Consider the following 21726-nt stretch of genomic DNA (forward strand, 5'->3'; position numbering starts at 1 on the left):
AGAGGCCAGTGAGAGCGCCAAAAGCTTCGCGGGCAAGCCCGCTCCCAAAGGTTAAAGGTTGCACAGGTCGAAGGCTGTGTCAGGTCCGCGGCTTGTCCCGGGGAATCGAATTGAGCACCGGATTGCCGTCCTTGTTCTGGGTCAGGTAGACCGGCAGTACCTTGGGCAGCGATGTGACCAGCTTTTTCACCTCCCCGGTGCTGTAGATTCCACCGATGCGGATCGCCCCGGTAGCCGGGTCCGCCAGCAATACCGGGCTGCTCAGGTAGCGGTTGATCAGCGGCAGGGCGTCGCTCAGGCTCAGGTTGTCGAGGATCAGCTTACCGTTGCGCCAGGCCAGGGAGGCGTCGTTGGCGTAGGTCTGGCTGATCTGCGGCTCGTAGTCGCCGGCCTTGTAGCGCGCCTGCATGCCCGGATCGAGGCGATAGCCGCCAGGTTGGCTGGTGTCGCTGCTGACCAGGACCGAGCCCTGGAGCAGGGTCACGCGGACCTGGTCTTCGTACATCCAGACATTGAAGCGGGTCCCGGTGACCCGGATCTGGCCCTTGGCGGCCTTCACCACGAAGGGGTGTTCGGTGTCATGGCTGACGTCGAAAAAGGCCTCGCCCTTTTTCAGCGTGACCCGTCGTTGATTCTTGTAGTTGCTGTAGGTCAGCTGGGTGCCGAGGTTCAATTCCACCTGGCTGCCGTCGGCGAGGGTGACGCGCTCGACCTGGCCCCTGGCCTCGAAGCTCTGGTAGGAGCTGGGCACCCAGCCAAGGTTCCAGCCGATATAGCCGGCCAGCGGAATCGCCAGCAGGCTGACGGCGGCAGCGACCCCATAACGTGGCCAACGGCGGTGCCTGACCGGCAACGGGATCACCTCGGCTTCGACCGGGCGGGGCAGGTGATCGGCGACTTCCCAGATCTCCAGCATCGCCTCGTATTCGAAGGCATGCAGCGGGTCAGCCTTGAGCCAGGCGTCGAACTGCGCGCGCTCGGCCGCCGTGCAATCCTGCTCATGCAGCCGCATGCACCAATGCGCGGCGGCATCAGTGATCGCATCGTACTCGGCTTCGGAGAGGATCGGCTCTGTCATTGACTCTTCCCTATTTCCTACATTCTAACCTTCCCTGGCACTTGCCGAGAACAGTAGATGGCAAATGCATATCAGTTCGGCTCGAGTTTTTCACCAAACGGCCCGGTAAAACAGCCCCTCTCGCGGATTTTCATGATGGTTCATGTGATGTGAAAACATTGCAAAATCGCTGCTTGCACCTGGGTCACGGCCGGATCGAGCGACGCACTGGTACGCCAGCCCAGTTCGATCGGGTAGTGCGGCAGCGCCATGGGGCAGGGCAGCAGGCTCAGTCCGCTCAGTTCGGCGATGGCCCGTGCCGCGTGGCCGGGAATGGTTGCCACTGCCTGGCTGCCCCGGAGCAGATGGGGCAATGCGGCGAAATGGCTGGTCGAGGCGCTGACATGACGGCTCAGGCCGAGTCCGGCCAGCGCTTCGTCGGTGATGCCGATAAAACCGCCGGACGACACCAGGATGTGGTCGCGGGCCACGAACTGCTCAAGACTCAGGCGGGTCTGCCCGGCTGCCAGGCTTTGCGGGTCGACCAGGCAGCCATAATCGCCTTCCCCCAGCACTCGCCGGCTGAGCAGGCGTTCGGCGAAACCGCCGGCGGTGATGGCCAGGTCGAAATGGCGTTGCATCAGCCCTTCGCCGACGATCTGGCTGTGGGTCTGGCGAAAGATCAGGCGCAGCCGCGGTGCCTGCACGGCGATCAGTTCCATCAGGCGTCGGCCGTAGGCGATTTCGAAGTCGTCCGACAGCCCGATGATCACCGAGCGGCCCTCGTAGTGCTGGGCGTGCGGATCCACCAGGGCCAGGCTTTGCCGGCATTTGTTCAGGGCTTCGCTGATCACCGGCTTGAGCTGGTTGGCGCACAGGGTCGGGGCCAGTCCGCGTCCGGTACGGACGAACAGCGGATCGCCGTAGACCTCGCGCAAGCGCCGCAGGGCGGCACTGATGGCCGATTGCGTGACACCCAGGCGCACGGCGGCGCGGCTGGCGCTGGACTCGTCGTGCAGGGCCTCGAAGACCTTGAGCAGGTTGAGGTCGAGGGTCTTGATATTCGTCTTGTTCATATCATTCAGTGATGAAGTGGGCTTTATTCATGATCCGGTTCGCCACGACAATCTGCAACACGCATTCATTCCCGGAGAACAGCCATGTCCAAGTCCATCGTCGCCGCGCTACAAATCGGTTCCCTGCCGGGAGGCAAGGGCGAAACCCTGGAGCAGATCCTGGGCTATGAAGCCGCGATCACTGCCGCTGGTGCCAGCCTGGTGGTGATGCCGGAAGCCCTGCTCGGTGGCTACCCGAAAGGCGAGACTTTCGGCACCCAGCTCGGTTATCGCCTGCCGGAAGGACGCGAGGCGTTCGCCCGTTATCACGCCAATGCGATCGATGTGCCGGGACCGGAAACCGAGGCCTTGTGCGGCTTGTCGGCGCGCACCGGGGCCAACCTGGTCCTCGGGGTAATCGAGCGCAGCGGCCACACCCTGTATTGCACCGTGCTGTTTTTCGATCCGCAGCAGGGCCTGGCAGCCAGGCACCGCAAGCTCATGCCCACCGGCACCGAACGGCTGATCTGGGGCAAGGGCGACGGTTCGACCCTGCCGGTGCTGGAGGGCAAGGCCGGGCGTATCGGCTCGGCGGTCTGCTGGGAAAACTACATGCCGCTGCTGCGCACCGCGATGTATGCCAAGGGCGTGGATATCTGGTGTGCACCCACGGTGGACGAGCGGGAGATGTGGCAGGTATCCATGCGGCATATCGCCTGCGAGGGGCGCTGTTTCGTGGTCAGTGCCTGCCAGGTCCAGCCGTCACCCGCCGACCTGGGCCGCGACATCGCCAACTGGCCCGCCGAGCGTCCGTTGATCAACGGTGGTAGCCTGATCGTCGGTCCCATGGGCGATGTGCTGGCCGGGCCGCTGGTCGGTGAAGCCGGCCTGCTCGTGGCCGAGATCGATACCGCACAGTTGGTCCGCGCCCGTTATGATTTCGACGTCACCGGCCACTATGCCCGTCCGGACGTGTTCGAATTGCAGGTGGACGAGCGGGCCAGGCCGGGCGTGCGTTTTCTCCAGGATTGAGCGACTGGAGCGTTCAGCGACCGCGCCGCCATTCTTCGCGGGTGATTTCCCAGATATCGCAGGGCAGTCGCCCGCTGACGAATGAGCGTTCCTCGCTGCGGACCAGGCGCATGCCCTGGCGTTCGGAGAGCCGTCGCGAGGCCTGGTTGAGCGCGGCCTTGGGCACGCGCAACACGCTCTGCCCGAGGGTTTCGAACCAGTAGTCGGTGACGGCGACGCTGGCTTCGGCCATCAGTCCCCGGCCCTGCCATTGTGGCGCCAGCCAGAACCCACGGTTGTTGTCGATTTCGGTCATCAGGCTGATGGAGCCGATCAACTGTTCGGGCGCCGACTGCAAACGGATCGACCAGTGCCATTCCTCGCCGCGCTCGATGGCGGGCAGGGCATTGTCGCGCAGATAACTCAAGGCGCCGTCGGCCGGGTAGGGCCAGGGCACCAGGGCATTGAGATAGCGCACCACTTCCCAGTGCGCGAAGAGTTGCTGGATAGCCGCTGCGTCGGTCAGTGACAGGGGCTGCAGGACCAGGCGTTCGGTCCGTAGCGTGGGGTATCTTTCCATGGGGCGTGCCGTCCTGGACGCGATGACAAGACGGCTTTATAGCAGGCGTTGCCGGCCGTTGGACAGGGGATCGCTCACCACGTGCCGGCGTTGGGGCCCGACAGGTTCAACTGGCCCCGCTCGACGAAACGCATCGTGCCGAACAGACCGCCGGCCAGCTTGCCGCGCAGGACGTAGGGCAGGTTGTCGAGCCTCTGCGCCTGGCTCAGGCCGAGGGTCTGGCGCAGCACGGAAAATGCCGAGACGCTGATCGGCACCGTCAGGGTCGCTTCGGAGAAACGCTGGATCGAGCCCTGCTGGTTGCTCACGCCGGAGGCCAGCGGGCGGCCGTTGACCTCCAGGTCGAGGGCCACGCCGTTGTAGTCGATGGCGTTTTCATTGGGGTTCTGCAGGCGCAGGGTCACGGCGAAACGCACCTCCATGTCCTGGCTGGGCAGCGGTTCGATGCCGACCACATTGATATTCAGTGGATCGCGATCCGGGAACAGGGCGCAGGCACCGAGGGTCAGGAACAGCAGGCCGAGGCCCAGGAGTTTGCGCATGGCGGAGGTCTCTCGAAAGTCAGGCACTACGGTCAAGCATAGACGCCGGGGACTTGCGAGAGTTCGTCCCGCGCCGATCGTACCCACGCTCTGCGTGGGTACGCAGGCCGTGACGCTCCGCGTCACAAGAGCGGACGCAGAGCGTCCAGGGAGACATTCCCACGCTGGAACGTGGGAACGATCATCAGGAGCCTCAGATCACCGGAACCACCGGCAGGTCGAACGGTTCGCTGCCACGATAGCGGCCCACCGCTTCGGCAATGATTGCATGGGGCACGCCCAGCGCCACGCTGCTGACTTCATCCAGCCGTGCCAGGTGCTCGGGGCTGAGGCGTACCTGCAAGGCGCCGAGAGTGCCGTCGAGCTGTTCCCGTGTGCGTGGCCCGAGGATCGGGATCAGGCTGGTGGTCGAGCGTTTCGCCTGTTCGCGCAACCAGGCAATGGCGACGTGGGTGGCGGTTGCGCCCGACTCGCTGGCGACCGCCAGCAAGGTGTCGATCAGGGCGCTGTCACGGGCGGTCTTTTCCACATGGATCAAGCGTCCGAGCTTGCTCGCCCGGGTGTTTTCGCTGCTTTCCCGGTATTTGCCGGTCAGCAGGCCGCCACCCAGCGGCGACCACAAGGTTGCGCCCAGGCCCAGGGCTTCGGCCATCGGCAGCAAGTCCCGCTCGGCACTGCGTTCGGCCAGGCTGTACTCGGCCTGGATCGCGACAATCGGCGCATAGCCACGAACTTCGGCCAGCAGGTCGGCACGGGCGATGCGCCAGGCCGGGAAGTTGGACAGGCCGGCGTAGAGGATCTTGCCCGAACGCACCAGGTCGTCGAAGCCACGGAGGATTTCTTCCATGGGGGTCAGGCCGTCGCTGATATGTGCCCAGAACAGGTCGATCTGTTCGGTGTTCAGGCGCTTCAGGCTTTCCTCGACCGCGCGGACCATGTTCTTGCGGTTGTTGCCGGTATGGGAAATCCCCGCGTTCGGGGTGGTGCCCATGGTGTATTTGGTCGCCACCACCAGGCGATCGCGTTCGGCGGCGATGAACTCGCCGACCATCACCTCGGATTGTCCGGCCTGATAGCCGTTGGCGGTGTCGATGAAGTTGCCGCCGGCCTCCAGGTAACCGTCGAAGATCCGCTTTGCCTCTTCGCGCTCGGCGCCATGACCCCAGCCGGTACCGAAGTTGCCGGCGCCCAGCGCCAGTTCCGAAACACGCAGGCCGCTACGGCGGCCAAGGACTTTGTAGTGCATGGGGTGACTCCTGGCGGTAGATTAGATTTCGGACGACATTTATTTAATATTATACGTGTAATCTATTTGGTCAAGCGGATGTTCCGGGTTTGCCGCCTCCTGACAATTCCTGACAGGACTCTCTGCTAGGCTGCGCGGATCCGTGTCTTTCAGGTTGAACACCGTGTCCCGTACTTCCCGTCTGTTGACCCTGCTCCAGGTGCTGCGGGCCAAGAGCCGCCCGGCCACCGCGGCGGCCCTGGCCCGCGAGCTGGAGATTTCCGAGCGTACGGTCTACCGCGATATTGCCGAGCTCACCGCCCTCGGCGCGCCGATCCAGGGCGAGGCGGGGATCGGCTATGTGTTGCGTAGCGGGCTGTTCCTGCCACCGCTGATGCTCAATGCCGACGAAACCGAAGCCATCGTGCTGGGTTTGCAGTACGTCGATCAGCGGGGTGACGAAGTCTTGAGCAAGGCGGCATCCGATGCGCTAGCCAAGATTGCCGCGGTGCTGGCGCCGGCGGCCCAGGAAGCCCTGCGCAATCCGACGGTGCTGGCAGGGCCGGCGTGTGTCGGGTTTCCGGAAAACATCGTGCCGCTGAGCGTCCTGCGCCAGGCCATCGGCCAGCAGTTGAAGCTGCACATCGACTACGCCGACGTGAACAAGATCGCCAGCCAGCGCCTGATCTGGCCCCTGGCCCTGGGGTTCATGAACGAGGCGCGAGTGATTGTCGCCTGGTGCGAACTGCGCAACGACTACCGGACCTTTCGCACCGACCGCATCGCGGCGGCGCGCGAGCAGGGCGAACGTTATCCGGGACGCCGCAGCGATCTGTTGCGGGCCTGGCTGAAAACCCATGAACCGGCCGACAAGAGCGGGCGTTTCACTCCTGACAGGAACTGACGCGGGGCTGTCTTAGGATGGTTCCACTCCAACCAGCAAGGAGCTGTCAGCAGCATGAACACCTTATCCGCAACGACCACCCTGGCCCCGGCCATCGAAGCCTACATCGCCGCCGCCAACGCCCGTGACACCTCGGCGGTGGAGAGTTTCTTCGCCGCGGACGCGAATGTCTTCGATGAGGGCCAGCATCGCGTCGGCACCCTCGCCATCGCCCAGTGGATGGATGAGACCGCGCGCAAATACCAGCCCCGGGTCGAGGTCCTCGATGTCGCTCAACGCACCGGCAAGGTGCTGGTCAAGCAGCTGGTTTCCGGCAGCTTTCCCGGCAGTCCGGTGGAGTTGCGCTACGTGTTCCGACTCAACGAGCAGGGCAAGATTGCCCGGCTGGATATTTCCCTCTAGGACAAGCTGGCATACTCCACGGCTCCCGCCAGCGAGCCTGCACGACGCCATGACTGCCGATTCCCCCCTGACTGCCTACCGCGCTGCCGTCGAGCAGCGCGGTTTTGTCCATGACCAGGCGCAATGGCAGGCGGTGCAGGCCTTGCAGCGCTGCCATGTGGCGCTGCATGCGGGCCAGGTGCCCCGGGGTGTCTATCTCTGGGGCCCGGTCGGGCGCGGCAAGACCTGGCTGATGGATCAGTTCCACCAGACCTTGCGGGTGCCGTCGCGGCGCCAGCACTTCCACCACTTCATGGGCTGGGTCCATCAGCGCTCGTTCCAGCTCAGTGGTATCGCCGACCCGCTGCGGACCCTCGCCCGTGAGCTGGCCGGGGAAGTCCGGGTGCTGTGTTTCGATGAGCTGTTCGTCAACGATATCGGCGATGCGATCATCCTCGGGCGGCTGTTCCAGGTGATGTTCGACGAAGGCGTGGTGATCGTCGCCACCTCCAACCAGCCCCCGGACCAACTGTATGCCGACGGCTTCAACCGCGATCGGTTTGTCCCGGCCATTGCCGCGATCAGGCAGCATATGGAGGTGGTGGATGTCGATGGCGACGAAGATCATCGCCTGCATCCGGGCACCGTGCTGCAGCGTTACTGGGTCGAGCCCACGGGACAGTCGGCCGCACTGCTCGAAGCCTTCCAGGGCCTGACGGCCGGGCAGCCGCTCTCCGACGCGGCGGTCGCCATGGGCCATCGAACCCTGGCGGTGGTGCAGGCTTCGCCCAGCGTGCTCTGCTGCCGTTATGCCGAACTGTGCGAGCAGCCCCTGGCGGCCATGGATTTCATGGCGCTGTGTGATCGCTACACGGCGATTTTCCTGATCGAGGTGCCCGGCCTCAGTGCCCGCCAGCGCCCCGGACGCATCGCCCGGGGCACCGAGGACGGGGCGCAGCGCGTCGTTGCCGGGGATCGCGAACTGCCGCCACTGTCGATGCACGACGATAGCGTACGGCGCTTCATCGCCCTGGTGGACGAGTGTTACGACCGCAAGGTGCCGCTCTATATCTGCGCCCGGGTGGCACTGGATGAGCTCTACACCGAAGGCTATCTGGCCTTCCCGTTTCGCCGTACGCTCAGTCGTCTGCACGAGATGCAGTTGCAGCGCTTCGGCCGGTGAAACGTTTATTTTTCTTCCGTCACCCGCCACGGGCAAGGTTACAATCGGCTTTCCGACCCACAGAGAGTTGCCCTTAAATGGTTTCGCCGAGGACTGACATGGACGTTGCCGACATACTGGTATTGCAAGCGAGCTACACCAACCCGGTGCATGCCGAAGCCATTGGACTGGTACTCAATCACTACGCCGAAGACCCGATGGGTGGGGGCGAGACCCTGGCGCCGGACGTGCTGCAGCAACTGCCCGGCGAACTGGCCAAACGGCCTCACGCCTTCAGCGTGCTCGCGTTTGTCGGCGGTGAGCCGGCCGGGCTGGTGAACTGCTTCGAGGGGTTCTCCACCTTTGCCTGCCGCCCGCTGGTGAACGTCCATGACGTCTCGGTGGTGAGCAAGTTTCGCGGCCTGGGGCTGAGCCAGAAGATGCTGCAGAAGGTCGAGGATATCGCCCGCCAGCGCGGTTGCTGCAAGATCACCCTGGAAGTGCTCGAAGGCAATGCGGTGGCCCAGGGTTCCTACCGCAAGTTCGGTTTCAGTGGCGCGCAACTCGATCCGCAGCACGGCCAGATGCTGTTCTGGAACAAGTACCTCTAGTTCCCCCCGTATAGTGCCCTCTGCCGCGAGAGGGCCTATCCCGCTACCGCACACGACGCCTGTCGCAAGGATTGAATCCTTCGGGAGTCGTGGCCGGCGAACCGATGCGCCCGGTAACGACTCGTTCCCATCATTCGAACGAGGACGTCAACCATGTCAACGCAGTCGCCGGTTGCGGAGAGTCAATCAACGGACCCGGTTTCGGTCGCCAAGGCACTTTTCGCCGATCCTCCCACCTTGCTTGCGGTCGCCACCCCGCTGGTCCAGGAGGTGTTGGACGGGCACTATGGCGAATTCGACCTGTCGGCCGAGCGGGTCCGCCTCGCGGTGCCCTATTGGGTCCTGGTCGAGGGCATCGATGGCGCCCCGGCCGGGCATCGCCACTACAGCCTCGCCGAGGTCATGCTCGAACGTTTCGCCCTGCGCGCTCCGGTCTGGGGCGCTTCCCGGAGTCTGCGCTGGGAGACCCACAACCTGCTCTGGCGCGACTCGTCGACGACGGCGGCAAAACCCCTGGCGATCGATCTCGACGGCCTGCTCAAGCGCCTGGACCAGGCGGCTGCGCGGTCACTGCTGGAGAACCTCAGGCAGCAACTGATCGCGCGTTGGAACCAATCGCCAGAAGGGCACGGACCGAGCCGGTGGGCGCGGCTCGCGACCGCTATCGGGCGCCAACTGGTGATCGGGCCGACACCTGGCCGGCCTGGGCTTCCCGACCTGAGTCGCCTGCCGTTCTACATGGGCTGCTCGCCTGACGACGCCGGCGGCGCGAGCCCGGCCCCGGATATCCGGGCCTTCGAGACCCGGGTCTTCAGTGTGGATGCCCAGGGCCGTCGCTACCCCGAGTTGTTCCCGGTGATCGACTTCCGGCGCTATGACGAGCAACTGCAGCCATTGCCCTATCCGCTGTATTTTCATCCGGCTGAAGGCGGCCTGCGTGTCGGCAAGCCGGATAGCGCCGAGCTGGTGGCGATGCTGATCGGCAGCCGGACGGCCGGGCGCAACCTGGAAATCAGGGAATCGCTGGTCTGGCGCTGGGATGAACCCGCCGCAGTGATCGGCGACAGCGTGGCCAAGGGCTTGCTGGAATATCAACTGCAGGCGCTGAGCGCATTGCCGTCGGGCGACCTGCATGGCAGGGCCCATCTCCAGCGTTGGGTGGACGACATCACCGATCCGGCCCGGTGGTTCGCCGTGCCCGCGAGGAGCCAGGATACCGGGCGTTTCCAGGTGCTCAGGCAGGAGCGCTGCGGCCCGGCGGCCCTCGGCGTGACCAGCGCATCGCTGCCGGACTGGCTGCTGGCTGCCTCCATGGCCGATCGCGCCAGCTACAGCCAGTTGCTCGCCGACCTGGCGCGCGAGCAATGCCTGTCCGCCGGCCGGCATTTCCTCGAGGATATCGGCACCCTCAACGAGTTTGCCGCACGGCGCTTGCAGGCGCTGATGCACGAGGATCATCCCGATGCGGCCGCCATCGACCCGAATGCGCTCAAGCTGACTATCGACAAGCTCGACTACGGCGCCACCCAGACCCTCGATCCGCAACAGGCGCAGGTCACGGTAGCGGTCGACATGACGCTGGTGGAACTGGCGTTGGCCAACCTGGGCGGCATGCGTCATACCGGCATGCGCATCCGCCTCGAAGCGCGCGGCCTGGCCCAGCCCGTACCGGACTGGATAACCCCGGATTATCTGCGCGGCCTGGTGACCCGTGCCGATATCGGCCAGGCCTATCCGGACCTGCTCAAGGCCCGGCTGATCAGCGACGCCGACGAGGCGCGGCGGCGCGAGGCATTGTTCGTCGCGCAGTGGCGGGTGCGCCTGCCACTCCAGGCCCTGGAACTGAAAATCAGGGAGGAGGCGGGGTTCAGTGACGAGGGCTTTCGCCAGGTGCAGGCGATGGTCCTGCCGTCGGGTTCCGGTCGGTTGGTCGATGGCATGGAAATCGTCCTGCGGCCCCTGGCGTTCAAGGCCAGGGCCGACTGGCAGGCTGATGAGGTGCAGGCGATGTTTGTCATCGGTCCACGGGATATCCACCGTGGTCCGGTGATCCTGTATCGCCCGTTGTTCCTGCAACAACCGCTGCGCCAGTTCGACACCGGCCAGGCGTTGTTCGCGGCGATCCGCCAGCCCGGTGATCTGCAACGCAGTGTCCTGACCTGGATGAGCGAAACGGCGCGTCGGCGTTATGACCATGGCGGCTTCGACGCACCGCATATCCAGCAGTTCCTGGGCGGTGACGAGTTCGCGCCGGCACCGCAAAAGCCGCTCCCCGCGACGCTGGCCGAGGGTGTTGTCGAGGCCGACTACCTGCCGGCGATCTTCGCCGCCATGGTCAGGGCCCAGGTCGAACAGGCCGACCGGCAGTCGGTGTCGAATGCCGAACAGCGCTGGGCGGACTGGAAGGAGGGCGCCTGGCGGGTACTGCTGAGCATCACCCAACTGCCGTTTGCCGGGCTCCTGCCCTATGTCGGACGCCTGGTGGAAGTGCTCGGCTGGCTGGTGACTCTGGAGATCGGTCATGACGACCTGCGGGCGCTGGACAGCGACAATCAGTTGGAACAGTCGGCGGGAGCGGCGGACCTGTTGTTCAATCTCGCGGCCCTGCTGTTGCACTATCGCGCCGCTTCCGGCGCAGGCGACACCCTGCCGCCGCGGTTGCCGTCGCTGGAGCCGTCGCCGCCCGTGGCGGTGGTGCCCGCGCCGACCATCGCCCGCGTGGCCGACCTGCCCCGTGTCCAGCTGAGTGCGTGGTCGAGGTCTGGCTGGCCTGTCCCGGAGGCGCTGATGAAGCGGGTCCGCCCCTATCGCCTGCGTCCGTTCGACCAGCCGGCATCGGCCCTGGCCGGACTGGGGCGTGTGGCAACCTCGGGGCCGGCCCGGGGCCTGGTCCATATCGAGAAGGCCGGCAAGGGCAAATGGTGTGCATTGATCCAGGACGATCTTTACGAGGTGGCCTGGGAAGCCGATGACGAGGGCGTGCGCATCGTCGACGAGCACGGCAATGCCGGGCCCTGGGTGCGCAATGACGGGCAGGGGCGCTGGTCCCTGGATATGCGTCTGCGCGGTGGCAGCCCGCCCAGGCGGGTGCCGGCCGGTGGTTCGCAAACCGTCATCGAGGAGCGTGCGGAGCTGGTGGCCCTCAACCAGCAGATCAAGGACGGCGAACCGCAAGTCAGCAACAGCGCCAAGCGCTGGAAGCTGGCGACTGAAGGCGAGACGGCCCGGCGCGTGACCTTCGAGCGCCGTACCGAACTGCTTGGCGAATTGACCCGCCTGCTGGAAGACAATGTGCGCAAGTACCGCCGACAGCTGGAGTTGAGCAGGCGGCTGATGACCGATCCCAGGTTGACCAAGGTGGTGCGGCCCTTTCTGATCAATGCCCTGGAAAATGGCGTGTCTGAACTGCAGACCTTGCTCCACTCCCACCAGACCTGGTTGCTGGAAAGAGTCGAGCAACCCCATTCGAATATTTCCTGGCGGCTTGAAGAGCAGATGGACACGGATCAGGTGCAGGTCGAGTGGGAGCGTGATGCCGCGGCCACGGACAAAACGGTGGAGTGGGCCGTGCAGCAGCAGGACTGGCTCGATCAACTGAGGCAGATACGTGACGGCCGGGAAAATTATCAGAAGGTGATCGCCAACATCGGCTGGGGCTCCATTGAAGTGGAAGTGCGTGCCTGCAAGATCGCCCAGTTGAAGAACCGTTTTGTCCTGGGCGAGATAACCCCCGAGTATCTTGGCGAGGAGATGTTCGCGGCGATCTGGGACCAGTTCCAACGCTTGTACGTGTCCTATTACTCTTCGCTCGATGCCCTGGTGGACGGCAAGCTGGCAGTCGGCGAGCGCATCGAGTTACTGGAGTCGGTTGTCGAGCAATCCGGTGAATTTCAGCAACGGCTCGAATTTCATCTGGCGGCACTGGTCGAGCGTCGCCTGCCCACGGAAAAACCGGAGCGGGTGCTGGCATCGCTCAAGGGCATTGCGCAGGACACCGAGGAAGATCTGCGCCGCTTGCTGGGCCGTGATGACTGGGAGCTGCCGCCCATCGCCGTTGCGGGACCTTCGACGGAAAAGGTCCGCAGAAAGGTCATCCGCACGCGTCACCGGCAACTGTTGTCCGGCGAGGTGCGGGCACCGGCCTCGGCGGGTGGCGAGGAGACCGTGCAGGTCAGCACTGGCTTTGGACAGACGATCGAGACCTACCGGCAAAACACCACCGATGGCCTGTGGGAGGCGGTGGTCACCCCGCAGGTGCCGGGTCAGCCCGAAGTGATCAGACCCCAGGTCGGCCTGGAAAAACGCGTGTCCGATGCCCGCCGGTTGCTCAACGACGAAGCCTCGGCGACCGAGCGGGTGATGAAGCAGGCCGCGCGTTCCAACGCGCCCAGGGCGCAGGAGGATATCCTGCGCCTGCAAGCCGGGGCGATGGAGCAACTGGCCACGGAGATCGACAAGCTCCTGGAGGTGCAACAGACGCCGCCGCGCAATCCGGATCGGGTCAGGAATGCCCAGGCAGTGGCACGCCAGCTGCGCGAGGCGGCACCGCGACTGCTGGCCGCCGGGCAGCGGGCACGGGTCGCCGCGATCAAGGCCAACCCGCCGGAGATGCCGCGTATCGATTACCTCCTGACGCTGGGGGAGGTGAGCATTCGCAAGGAAGGCGAGCGCATCAGGCTCGGCAAGGATGACTTGCTGCAGGAATATGCACTGCTCGACACGGATGGCAAGCCGTTGTGGTATGCGCACTTTCACTACGCGAGCGTGAAGGCGCCGGACGCCGCCTTCGAGGCCGCCCACCTGAAAACCGCCGGGCAGCGCAAGCTCGGCGGCAAGTACCAGTCGCTGGAGCAGGAGAAGGCCTTCAAGAAGATCCAGACGGGGCAGGGTGGCAACGCCAGCCTGGCGTTGCAGATCCATCGCAGCCGGATCGACCTGGCGGCGGCGCAACGGCACTTCTTCCCCGGCTGATCGAAGCGGTATCCGGCTACCGCCCGGGGACGGCCAGGGGCTGGTCCACTGGCCGCTTTCCCTCTTCAAGGATTGCGGCCTCATGACCTCCCTGCCGATCTCCCCGTCGACTTCGCTGCAGACTTCCCTGCAGCATTACCGCAGCACTGCCCGCGCGCTGTTCGCCAGGCGCCCGATGGGGACGACGCTCGACAGTGACGATGCTGCCCGGCGCGAAATGTTCAAGGTACGACTGGTCGAGTTCTGGAATGAGCCGGTGCCCGACTGGGCGGGCAAGGTGCCGGGGTCGGACGCCTGGGTGCCGGGTTGGGACCGGCACTCGCCGCAGGTCCCGAGCCGTTGCGCGGCCCTGTCGAACCTGCTGTTCGTGTCGATGTACGGTGCCGGGAACCAGGCCAGCAGCCTGGCGTTGCAGGCCAGCCAGATGCTGCCCAAGGCGCTGGTCAGCGAAGACCAGCCAACCCGTGACAGCCTGCTGGGCAAGAATGCCCTGGTCGCCTACCTGCTGTATGCCAGGGGCCGGCGCGAACGACTCGGTACTACTCCGGTCGCGGTGGTCTTCGCCCGCCAGTTGCCGGCGCAGGCCTTTGCCTATTTCCTGCTCCGGCCAGGCCACGACGTGCAGCGCTTGCAACACATCGATGAACTCTGGACGCTGTTGCGCGGGCAACTGCCGGATCCCGGCAGGCTCGAACTGATCCCCTCGCGATTGAATGTCTTCGACAACCTGGCCGGGGCCTTGCTGGAAAACCAGTTGCAGGCCCTGGAGCGTCTGCCGCGAAATGGCGGTGACGGCGTGGGCGAGTCCTGGCCGGCGCGGGTCGCGCGCGTCACCGATCCGGGAGACTGGTTCGCCATGCCCGCGCCCGCGCCGCTCACGCCGTTGCAACGGCGGGTGCGCGAGGTGGCGCCGCTGTGGTTGCTGGAGGCCACGGCCGCGGACCGCCGCGAGTATGCCGGACATTTATCGACGCTGGTTACGGCACTGGGCCAGTCATCGTCCCACGGTCTTTTCGACGATGTCGCGTCGTTGTCGGCCTTCAGCGGCCAGGCGCTGAGGGCGGCGATGGTGCGCCGCCACCCACGGATGCCGGACATCCAGATGCAGGATATCCGGCTCAGGCTTGAGAAGTACCGACGCAAGCCGCTGCCGCCGGACGTGCTGGGGGAGTTCGAGGAAGTCCAGTTGAGCCTGCCTGAACTGGCGCTGGCCAACCTCGACGACTTTCGTTTCGGCGCAACCAGGATGCATATCCACCTCGCTGACCAGAGCCCGCCACCGGACTGGATGACGGCTGACTATCTGGTGGAACTGGTCAGCGCCGTGGATATCGGTGCCGGCTACCCGGCCTACCTGCGTCAGCGACTATTGGGCGACAGCCGTTATGCGGTGATCCGCCAGCAGCGCTTTTCCCGCCAGGTCCAGGCCCAGTTGCCCCTGGCGGCACTGGAGCTCAAGCTGCGCGGCGAACAGGGGATCACCGGGCAGGGCTGTCGCTGGGTCACGGCGATGCTGGCGCTCGACGCCCACGAGCGGCAGGTCGACGGTGTGCCGATCGTGCTCCGGCCCCTGGCCTTGCGGGCGAGCGCCGAAGCGAACCCGGACACGGTGGCGGCCATGTTTCTGATCGAACCCCGGGACACCCGCCGTGGACCGCATGTGCTTTACCGACCGCTGTTCGACCCGCCCCTGAGCGAATATGCCAGCCGCCAGGCGTTGCTGGCGGCCATCGGGCAAGCCGGTGCCTTGCAGGACAGTGTGCTGGCCTGGCTCCCCACAAACAGGACCGCGGTGTATGCCCATGGCGGTTTCCAGCAGCCCCATCTGGTTTCGCTATTGCCGGGGGATGACAGCGCACCGCTGCCGACCCCTCCGGCACCGGCCACCCTGGGCAGCGAGGAAATCACCGAGGACTATGTCCAGCATCTGTTCCGTGCCTGCGTCAACGCGGTTATCCACCAGGCCGACAGGCAAGTGTTGTCCAACGCGGAAAAACGCTGGGAGCGGTTGAAGGACAGCGGCTGGCAGTTGTTCAGTGCCTGGCTGATGTTTGCCAGCGGCCCGTTGACCCACGCCGGCTGGCTGGTCCTTCTCTATCGCGGGGTCCGTCAGGATCTGCCGGGGCTGCAGGGCGACGACGAGGAAGCCCGGGCCCAGGCCTGGGCCGATATGCTGAGCAACCTGGCGGCGGTGCTGTTGCATGAGGTGATGGCGGACGAGCGCGAAGCCTTGCCGGAGTCGCTGGCTCAGCGCGAGCCGCGGGCGATCGACGGCGAGGTGGCGCTGGAGCGGATCACGCCACTGCTGGCCGGCGATGAATCGCCCCAACTGCCTTTCGACCGCTCTTGGTCGAATCCCCGTGGCGCCCTGTCGGCGGCGGCGAGCCAGGTGTTGGAGACGTTCAGCGTCAAGGTGTTCGATACGCCACCGAGACTCGATGGTCTCGGTACGGTCTCTGCAAGCGGCCCGAACCAGGGCCTGGTGCATCTCGAAGGTGCCCGGGACAAGGGCTGGCATGTCCTGATCGGCAATGCCCTGTATCGGGTCGCCTGGAGCGATGACGGTCCCCGTGTGGTCGATGGCGCGGGCGCGCCAGGGCCGTTTCTGCGGCGTGACGGGCAAGGTCGCTGGGGCCTCGACCTGCGCTTGCGCCTGCGCGGGGGCAGCGGCCGTGACACCGTGCAGGCACGCCTGCAGCGCAAGCTGCGCGACCGCGCCACCGCGCTGCAGGGGCAAGTGACCCAGGCGTCGGCGCGTATCGGCGTTCTGTTCGGCGAGGCTGAAACGCTGCGCAAGCGTCTGGCCACCCTGAGCGAAGGCAAGACCGCGAAGAACTTCAGCGACCGCCAACGTCGCGACAAGCGCCGCGAATACCTGGGCAAGCTGGAGGACTTGCAGGCCGCCCTCGAAGACAAGATCGGCCTGGTCAAGACACTCAATGACAACCGCCAGGTGGTGCCGCAGACGTTGGTGCTGGTGGCGACCCTGGCCGACAGCGTGCGCAATTGCCGGGCCTTGTTGGACCTGTCCCTGACGGTGGGGCGCGAAGGCAGCCTGAGTGCCGGGGAGATTGGCGAGATGATCGCCGGTAACGCCGCTACCCGTTATGCCCAGGTCGTCGCCAACCTGAAGCACAATGTCGAGATCACCGACAAGCAGATCCTCTGGAGCACCAGGGAATACGCCGCGCTCGACGAGTTGCGGGCGCTGCCCGAACCGGGGCCGGCGCAAGCCGCCGCCCTGGTGTAGGCGGTGGCGCAGCCGTTCACCCCACTGGATTGGCAGGCGGTGCAGTTGCCGACCCTGCTGGCCTTGACCCTGGACGAGCTGCCGTTGCAGATCACCCTGCAAATGGACGAGCAGATATTCGCGGCGATCAAGCACAGTGCCGAACAGACCCGATACGTGACCAACACCATCAATCGCCTGAGTGCCGAAGATCCGCGCCAGGACCGGATCGACGCCTTGCTGACGGCGATCGCTCGCTACGACGAGCCCCGCGACCTGCTCGACTACCTGAAGACCCTGATGCCGGGCCAGCGCCTGCTCGAATATGCCGGCCGCCTGTCGGGATTGCTGGCCCGGTTGCGCGAGGGGGCGTTGAACAGTCTCGCCGGCCTGTGGGACGACAACGCGCCAGCCGACCCCGAGCCTGCGCCCAGGCCCGGCCCATCGGCGGGCAGTCCGCGCAAGAAGTTCATCCGCACCCGCAACCGCGAGGTGTTCGTCGGCCGGGTCCGCGAGCGTACCTCCGGGCAGGCGGACGAAATCGTCGAGATCACCGATCCCAATGGCGCGCTGGTGTCGGCCTTCAAAGAGAACAAGGCGGATGCCGGCAATACTTTCTGGGAAGAGTTCAAGGCCGAACCGGCGCCAGCCCCGCCGGCCCAGCGCAAGATCGGGCTGGCCCGGCTGGTGACCCAGGGACAGGCCGAGTGCGCTGGCGTCGAGGCCCTGATACGCCAGGTGATGGCGCTGACCGGCACATCCAAGGACCCCCGCGACCTGCAAGGTATCCTGGAACTGAAAGGGCAGAAGCTCAATGCCCTGGCGGACGATATCCAGCAGGCCCTCGATGAGGGTAGCGGGACGTCGGCATCGGTGAAGACCGCCCAGGCGCTCAAGGACTCCCTGCGCCACGACGCCTCCCGCCTGGCTGCCGAAGGACGCCAGGCGCGGATCGCCGCGATCAAGCGCAACGCGCCACAGTTGGCGCGTCTGCAATACCTGAAGGAGCAGGACCAGGTGGAGATTCATCGCGCCGGTGGGCGCCAGGCGCAGGAGCAGGGTGGCTTCCTGCAGGAGTATGTGATCAGCGACAAGGATGGCCGCCCGCTGTGGTACGCGCATTTCCATTACCCGACGGCCACGACGGCGGATACGGACTTTGCCAGCGCACATCTGAAGACCCTGGCGCAACGGCGCCTGGGCAGCAGGGCCCAGGCCACGGCCCGGCAGCGCGCCGCCGCCAGGATACAGGCCGGACAGGGCGGTCGGGCGCAGTTGACGCTGGATATCCACCGCGGCCGGATTCTCGACAAGGGCGTGGCCCAGGCGCTGTTTTTCAATACTGGCGAAGTGGATACAAGTGGCTGAAAACGCGCCGGCAGGTCTCTGCGTCCATCGTCCCGAGCGATATCGAGACAGACATCCGCGTGTCGCTGGGCTAAGGTGTGTCAGAGTTTTTCATCGATATCGGGAGTACGCTGCATGCAACTGGGAATCATCGGACTGGGCCGCATGGGCGGCAATATCGCGCGGCGCCTGATGCTTGATGGCCATCAGACAGTGGTGTATGACCGCAATACCGACTTCGTCAGCGGCCTGGCGAAAGAGGGTGCCCGTGGTGTCGCCGACCTGGCTGCGCTGGTCGCCGGCCTGGACCAGCCCCGGGCGGTCTGGGTGATGTTGCCGGCCGGTGCGCCGACCGAGGACACCATTGCCGAGCTGAGCAAACTGCTGGATGCCGGCGATGTGATCATCGACGGCGGCAACACCTTCTACAAGGACGATATCCGTCGCGGCCAGGAGCTGGCGCAAAAGGGCATCGACTATATCGACGTCGGTACTTCCGGCGGCGTCTGGGGCCTGGAGCGCGGCTACTGCATGATGATCGGCGGTGACGCCAAGGTGGTCGAGCGCCTCGATCCGCTGTTCGCCACCCTGGCGCCCGGGATCGGCACCATTCCCCGTACCCGCGACCGGGTCAGCGCCGACGACCGTGCCGAGCGCGGCTATATCCATGCCGGCCCGCCGGGTTCCGGGCACTTCGTCAAGATGATCCACAACGGCATCGAGTACGGCATGATGCAGGCCTTCGCCGAAGGCTTCGATATCCTCAAGACCAAGAATTCGCCGAGCCTGCCCGAAGACCAACGTTTCGACCTGAACCTGGCGGATATCGCCGAGGTCTGGCGGCGCGGCAGCGTGGTTTCCTCGTGGTTGCTGGACCTGACCGCCGATGCCCTGGCCAGCGATCCGAAACTCGACGGCTACAGCGGCGCGGTGGCCGACAGCGGCGAAGGGCGCTGGACCATCGAGGCGGCCATGGAACAGGCGGTGCCGGTGCCGGTATTGTCCAACTCGCTGTTTGCCCGTTTCCGCTCCCGCCAACAAAGCACCTACGGTGACAAGCTGCTGTCGGCGATGCGCTTCGGCTTTGGCGGTCATGTGGAGACACCGAAAAAATGAATGCCACCCGCAGCAAGCGCAAGGCCGAGCCGGCGCCGCCAACCACGTTGTTCCTGTTCGGCGCCCATGGCGACCTGGTCAAGCGCCTGCTGATGCCGGCGCTGTACAACCTGACCCGCGATGGCCTGGTGGGCGAGGGCCTGCATATCGTCGGCGTCGATCACAACGCCATCAGCGATGCCGATTTCGCCAGCAAGCTGGAAGACTTCAGCCGTGCCGAAATAGCGGCCAAGACCGGCGAGGGTGCGCAGAAGGCACTGGACACCGCGCTCTGGAGCAAGCTGGCGAAGAACATCAGCTACGTCCAGGGCGACTTTCTCGACGATTCGACCTACACCGCGCTGGCCGACAAGATTGCCGCCAGCGGCACCGGCAATGCGGTGTTCTACCTCGCCACCGCACCGCGCTTCTTCAGTGAAGTGGCGCGGCGCCTGGGCGCGGCCGGTTTGCTCGAGGAAACCGACGAGGCGTTTCGCCGGGTGGTGATCGAGAAACCCTTCGGTTCCGACCTGGCCACCGCCGAGGCCCTCAACGCCTGCCTGCTCAAGGTGATGAGCGAGAAACAGATCTATCGCATCGACCATTACCTGGGCAAGGAAACCGTCCAGAACATCCTGGTCAGCCGTTTCTCCAACGTGCTGTTCGAAGCGTTCTGGAACAACCACTACATCGACCACGTGCAGATCACCGCCGCCGAAACCGTCGGCGTGGAAACCCGTGGCAGTTTCTACGAGCACACCGGTGCGCTGCGGGACATGGTGCCCAATCACCTGTTCCAGTTGCTGGCGATGGTCGCGATGGAGCCGCCGGCGGCGTTCGGCGCCGATGCGGTGCGCGGTGAAAAGGCCAAGGTGGTCGGCGCGATCCGACCCTGGAGCGTCGAGGAGGCACGGGCCAACTCGGTGCGCGGCCAGTACCAGGCGGGCGAGCTGGGCGGTAAATCCTTGCCCGGCTACCGTGAAGAAAACAATGTGGCGCCGGACAGCAACACCGAGACCTATGTCGCCCTCAAGGTGATGATCGACAACTGGCGCTGGGTCGGCGTGCCGTTCTACCTGCGCACCGGCAAGCGCATGAGCGTGCGCGACACGGAAATCGCCATCTGCTTCAAGCCGGCGCCGTATGCGCAGTTCCGCGACACCGAGGTCGAGCGCCTGCAGCCGACCTACCTGAAGATCCAGATCCAGCCCAACGAAGGCATGTGGTTCGACCTGCTGGCCAAGCGTCCGGGACCGGCGCTGGCGATGGCCAATGTCGAGTTGGGCTTCGCCTACAAGGACTTCTTCGAGGTGCAGCCGTCCACCGGCTACGAGACGCTGATCTACGATTGCCTGACCGGCGACCAGACGCTGTTCCAGCGTGCCGACAATATCGAGAACGGCTGGCGGGCCGTGCAACCGTTCCTCGATGCCTGGCGCGAAGACAACCGGGTGCAGGGCTACAAGGCCGGCGAGAACGGTCCGCCAGCCGCCGACGAGTTGCTGGCCCGCGACGGCCGTGTCTGGCACAGCATCGGATGAGCGGCACGGCGCGGTATCCGATCCGGCTGGTGCTCAGCGATATGGACGGGACCTTGCTGCGTCCCGATCACAGCCTCAGCCCGCGCACCGTCGAGGCGGTCCGGGCGTTGCGGACGGCGGGGGTGTTTTTCAGCCTTGCCACCGGGCGTCCGCCACGGGCGATGCGCGAACAGATCGACGCCCTCGGTGTCGATCTGCCGGTGGCGGCCTTCAATGGAGGCACGCTGATGCATCCCGATGGCAGCTACCTGGTGGCCCACCATGTGCCACGGGCCGCGGCGATCTGCACGCTGGAACTGCTGTCGCGGCATGACGAGGTCGAGGTCTGGGTGTTTGCCGACAACCACTGGCTGCTGCGCAATCCCCACGGCACCATGGTGCCCCGGGAGCAGCACGCGTTGGGTTATCCACCGACCGTGGTGGAAGACTTCGGCCCTTACCTGGACCGTATCGACAAGATCGTCGGCGCCAGCGCCAATGCGCAGTTGCTGATCGACCTGGAGGCGGTGTTGCAACCGCTGGTGGCCGACCAGGCGCTGGCCAGCCGTTCGCAGCGGGCCTATCTGGATATCACCGCGATGCAGGCGAACAAGGGCGAGGCGTTGATGACGCTGGCGAAGTTCCTCGGCGTGCCGCTGGAGCAGACGGCGGCCATCGGTGATGGTGGCAACGACCCGGCGATGTTTCATCGCGCCGGGCTGGCGATTGCCATGGGCCAGGCCGAGGAAGTGGTCAAGCGCCAGGCGGATGTGGTGACCGGCAGCAATACCGAGGATGGCGCGGCGCGGGCGATTGAAGAGTTGATCCTGGCCCGGCGATAGGCGTCTTGTGAATGGCCGCCTTGCGGCGGTTCGCGGGCAAGCCCGCTCCCACAGTGACGGAGTCGTGCAGGCGTCCCGGGCCCGACTCGAAACCGTGGCAGCAGGCCTGCCACTCCCACGGGTATGGGGTTGTCCATGCGCGATAAACTGTGGGAGCGGGCTTGCCCGCGAACCGCCAGAGGCGGCCATTCAGC

The 21726-nt window shown here is 65.4% G+C and carries 16 protein-coding genes; 11 read left to right on the plus strand and 5 right to left on the minus strand.

Annotation, left to right across the window (positions count from 1 at the left end; all coding sequences use genetic code 11):
* Nucleotides 1–79: 79 nt before the first annotated feature.
* Entirely contained in the window at nucleotides 80–1078 is a 999-nt protein-coding gene (locus ACL9RJ_RS32695) for a FecR family protein (RefSeq protein ID WP_177129656.1), read from the minus strand.
* A 140-nt stretch (nucleotides 1079–1218) separates the two neighbouring features.
* Entirely contained in the window at nucleotides 1219–2133 is a 915-nt protein-coding gene (locus ACL9RJ_RS32700) for a LysR family transcriptional regulator (RefSeq protein ID WP_177084821.1), read from the minus strand.
* An 84-nt stretch (nucleotides 2134–2217) separates the two neighbouring features.
* On the opposite strand from ACL9RJ_RS32700, the gene ACL9RJ_RS32705 reads away from it, so the two are divergent.
* The gene (locus tag ACL9RJ_RS32705; RefSeq protein WP_017125825.1) at nucleotides 2218–3144 is read left to right on the plus strand and encodes a carbon-nitrogen hydrolase family protein; all 927 of its coding nucleotides are present in this window, start codon (nucleotides 2218–2220) and stop codon (nucleotides 3142–3144) included.
* A gap of 13 nt (nucleotides 3145–3157) precedes the next feature.
* Here ACL9RJ_RS32705 and ACL9RJ_RS32710 read toward each other — a convergent pair whose 3' ends face one another.
* From ACL9RJ_RS32710 to ACL9RJ_RS32720, 3 genes are all read right to left on the minus strand, one after another.
* Nucleotides 3158–3703 (minus strand): GNAT family N-acetyltransferase, encoded by a 546-nt coding sequence (locus tag ACL9RJ_RS32710; RefSeq protein WP_017125826.1) that lies wholly within the window; start codon nucleotides 3701–3703, stop codon nucleotides 3158–3160.
* Between the two features lie 74 nt (nucleotides 3704–3777).
* The gene (locus tag ACL9RJ_RS32715; RefSeq protein WP_017125827.1) at nucleotides 3778–4245 is read right to left on the minus strand and encodes an LEA type 2 family protein; all 468 of its coding nucleotides are present in this window, start codon (nucleotides 4243–4245) and stop codon (nucleotides 3778–3780) included.
* Nucleotides 4246–4438: 193 nt separating this feature from the next.
* A complete protein-coding gene (locus tag ACL9RJ_RS32720) occupies nucleotides 4439–5491 on the minus strand; it encodes an aldo/keto reductase (protein WP_103032890.1) in 1053 nt (350 codons plus the stop codon).
* A gap of 163 nt (nucleotides 5492–5654) precedes the next feature.
* Between ACL9RJ_RS32720 and ACL9RJ_RS32725 the strand changes: the two genes are divergently transcribed.
* From ACL9RJ_RS32725 to ACL9RJ_RS32770, 10 genes are all read left to right on the plus strand, one after another.
* Nucleotides 5655–6374, plus strand: coding sequence for a helix-turn-helix transcriptional regulator (locus tag ACL9RJ_RS32725; RefSeq protein WP_042935218.1), 720 nt, complete (start codon nucleotides 5655–5657; stop codon nucleotides 6372–6374).
* A 54-nt stretch (nucleotides 6375–6428) separates the two neighbouring features.
* Nucleotides 6429–6776, plus strand: a complete 348-nt coding sequence (locus ACL9RJ_RS32730; protein ID WP_017125829.1) for a nuclear transport factor 2 family protein — start codon at nucleotides 6429–6431, stop codon at nucleotides 6774–6776.
* 49 nt (nucleotides 6777–6825) lie between these two features.
* A complete protein-coding gene (gene zapE, locus ACL9RJ_RS32735) occupies nucleotides 6826–7938 on the plus strand; it encodes a cell division protein ZapE (RefSeq protein ID WP_017125830.1) in 1113 nt (370 codons plus the stop codon).
* Between the two features lie 98 nt (nucleotides 7939–8036).
* Entirely contained in the window at nucleotides 8037–8528 is a 492-nt protein-coding gene (locus tag ACL9RJ_RS32740; protein ID WP_017125831.1) for a GNAT family N-acetyltransferase, read from the plus strand.
* Nucleotides 8529–8681: 153 nt separating this feature from the next.
* On the plus strand, nucleotides 8682–13499 hold the full coding sequence (locus ACL9RJ_RS32745) for a hypothetical protein (protein WP_422766003.1): 4818 nt from the start codon (nucleotides 8682–8684) through the stop codon (nucleotides 13497–13499).
* 82 nt (nucleotides 13500–13581) lie between these two features.
* Nucleotides 13582–16749 carry a dermonecrotic toxin domain-containing protein gene (locus ACL9RJ_RS32750; RefSeq protein WP_422766004.1) on the plus strand — a complete coding sequence of 1056 codons (3168 nt, stop codon included), beginning with the start codon at nucleotides 13582–13584 and terminating at the stop codon, nucleotides 16747–16749.
* 3 nt (nucleotides 16750–16752) lie between these two features.
* Complete coding sequence (locus ACL9RJ_RS32755; protein WP_422766005.1) at nucleotides 16753–18096, plus strand: hypothetical protein; 1344 nt, start codon at nucleotides 16753–16755, stop codon at nucleotides 18094–18096.
* A gap of 39 nt (nucleotides 18097–18135) precedes the next feature.
* Nucleotides 18136–19191, plus strand: a complete 1056-nt coding sequence (gene gnd / locus ACL9RJ_RS32760; RefSeq protein ID WP_146049115.1) for a phosphogluconate dehydrogenase (NAD(+)-dependent, decarboxylating) — start codon at nucleotides 18136–18138, stop codon at nucleotides 19189–19191.
* Nucleotides 19188–20711 carry a glucose-6-phosphate dehydrogenase gene (gene zwf, locus ACL9RJ_RS32765; protein ID WP_177118506.1) on the plus strand — a complete coding sequence of 508 codons (1524 nt, stop codon included), beginning with the start codon at nucleotides 19188–19190 and terminating at the stop codon, nucleotides 20709–20711. Before gnd ends, zwf begins: the two co-directional genes overlap by 4 nt.
* Nucleotides 20708–21532: an HAD family hydrolase gene (locus ACL9RJ_RS32770; protein WP_177084805.1), complete on the plus strand. Its 825-nt coding sequence runs from the start codon at nucleotides 20708–20710 to the stop codon at nucleotides 21530–21532. Before zwf ends, ACL9RJ_RS32770 begins: the two co-directional genes overlap by 4 nt.
* Nucleotides 21533–21726: the final 194 nt, after the last annotated feature.

The sequence above is a fragment of the Pseudomonas sp. Mn2068 genome, assembly GCF_049319725.1.
GTDB classification, from domain to species: domain Bacteria; phylum Pseudomonadota; class Gammaproteobacteria; order Pseudomonadales; family Pseudomonadaceae; genus Aquipseudomonas; species Aquipseudomonas gingeri.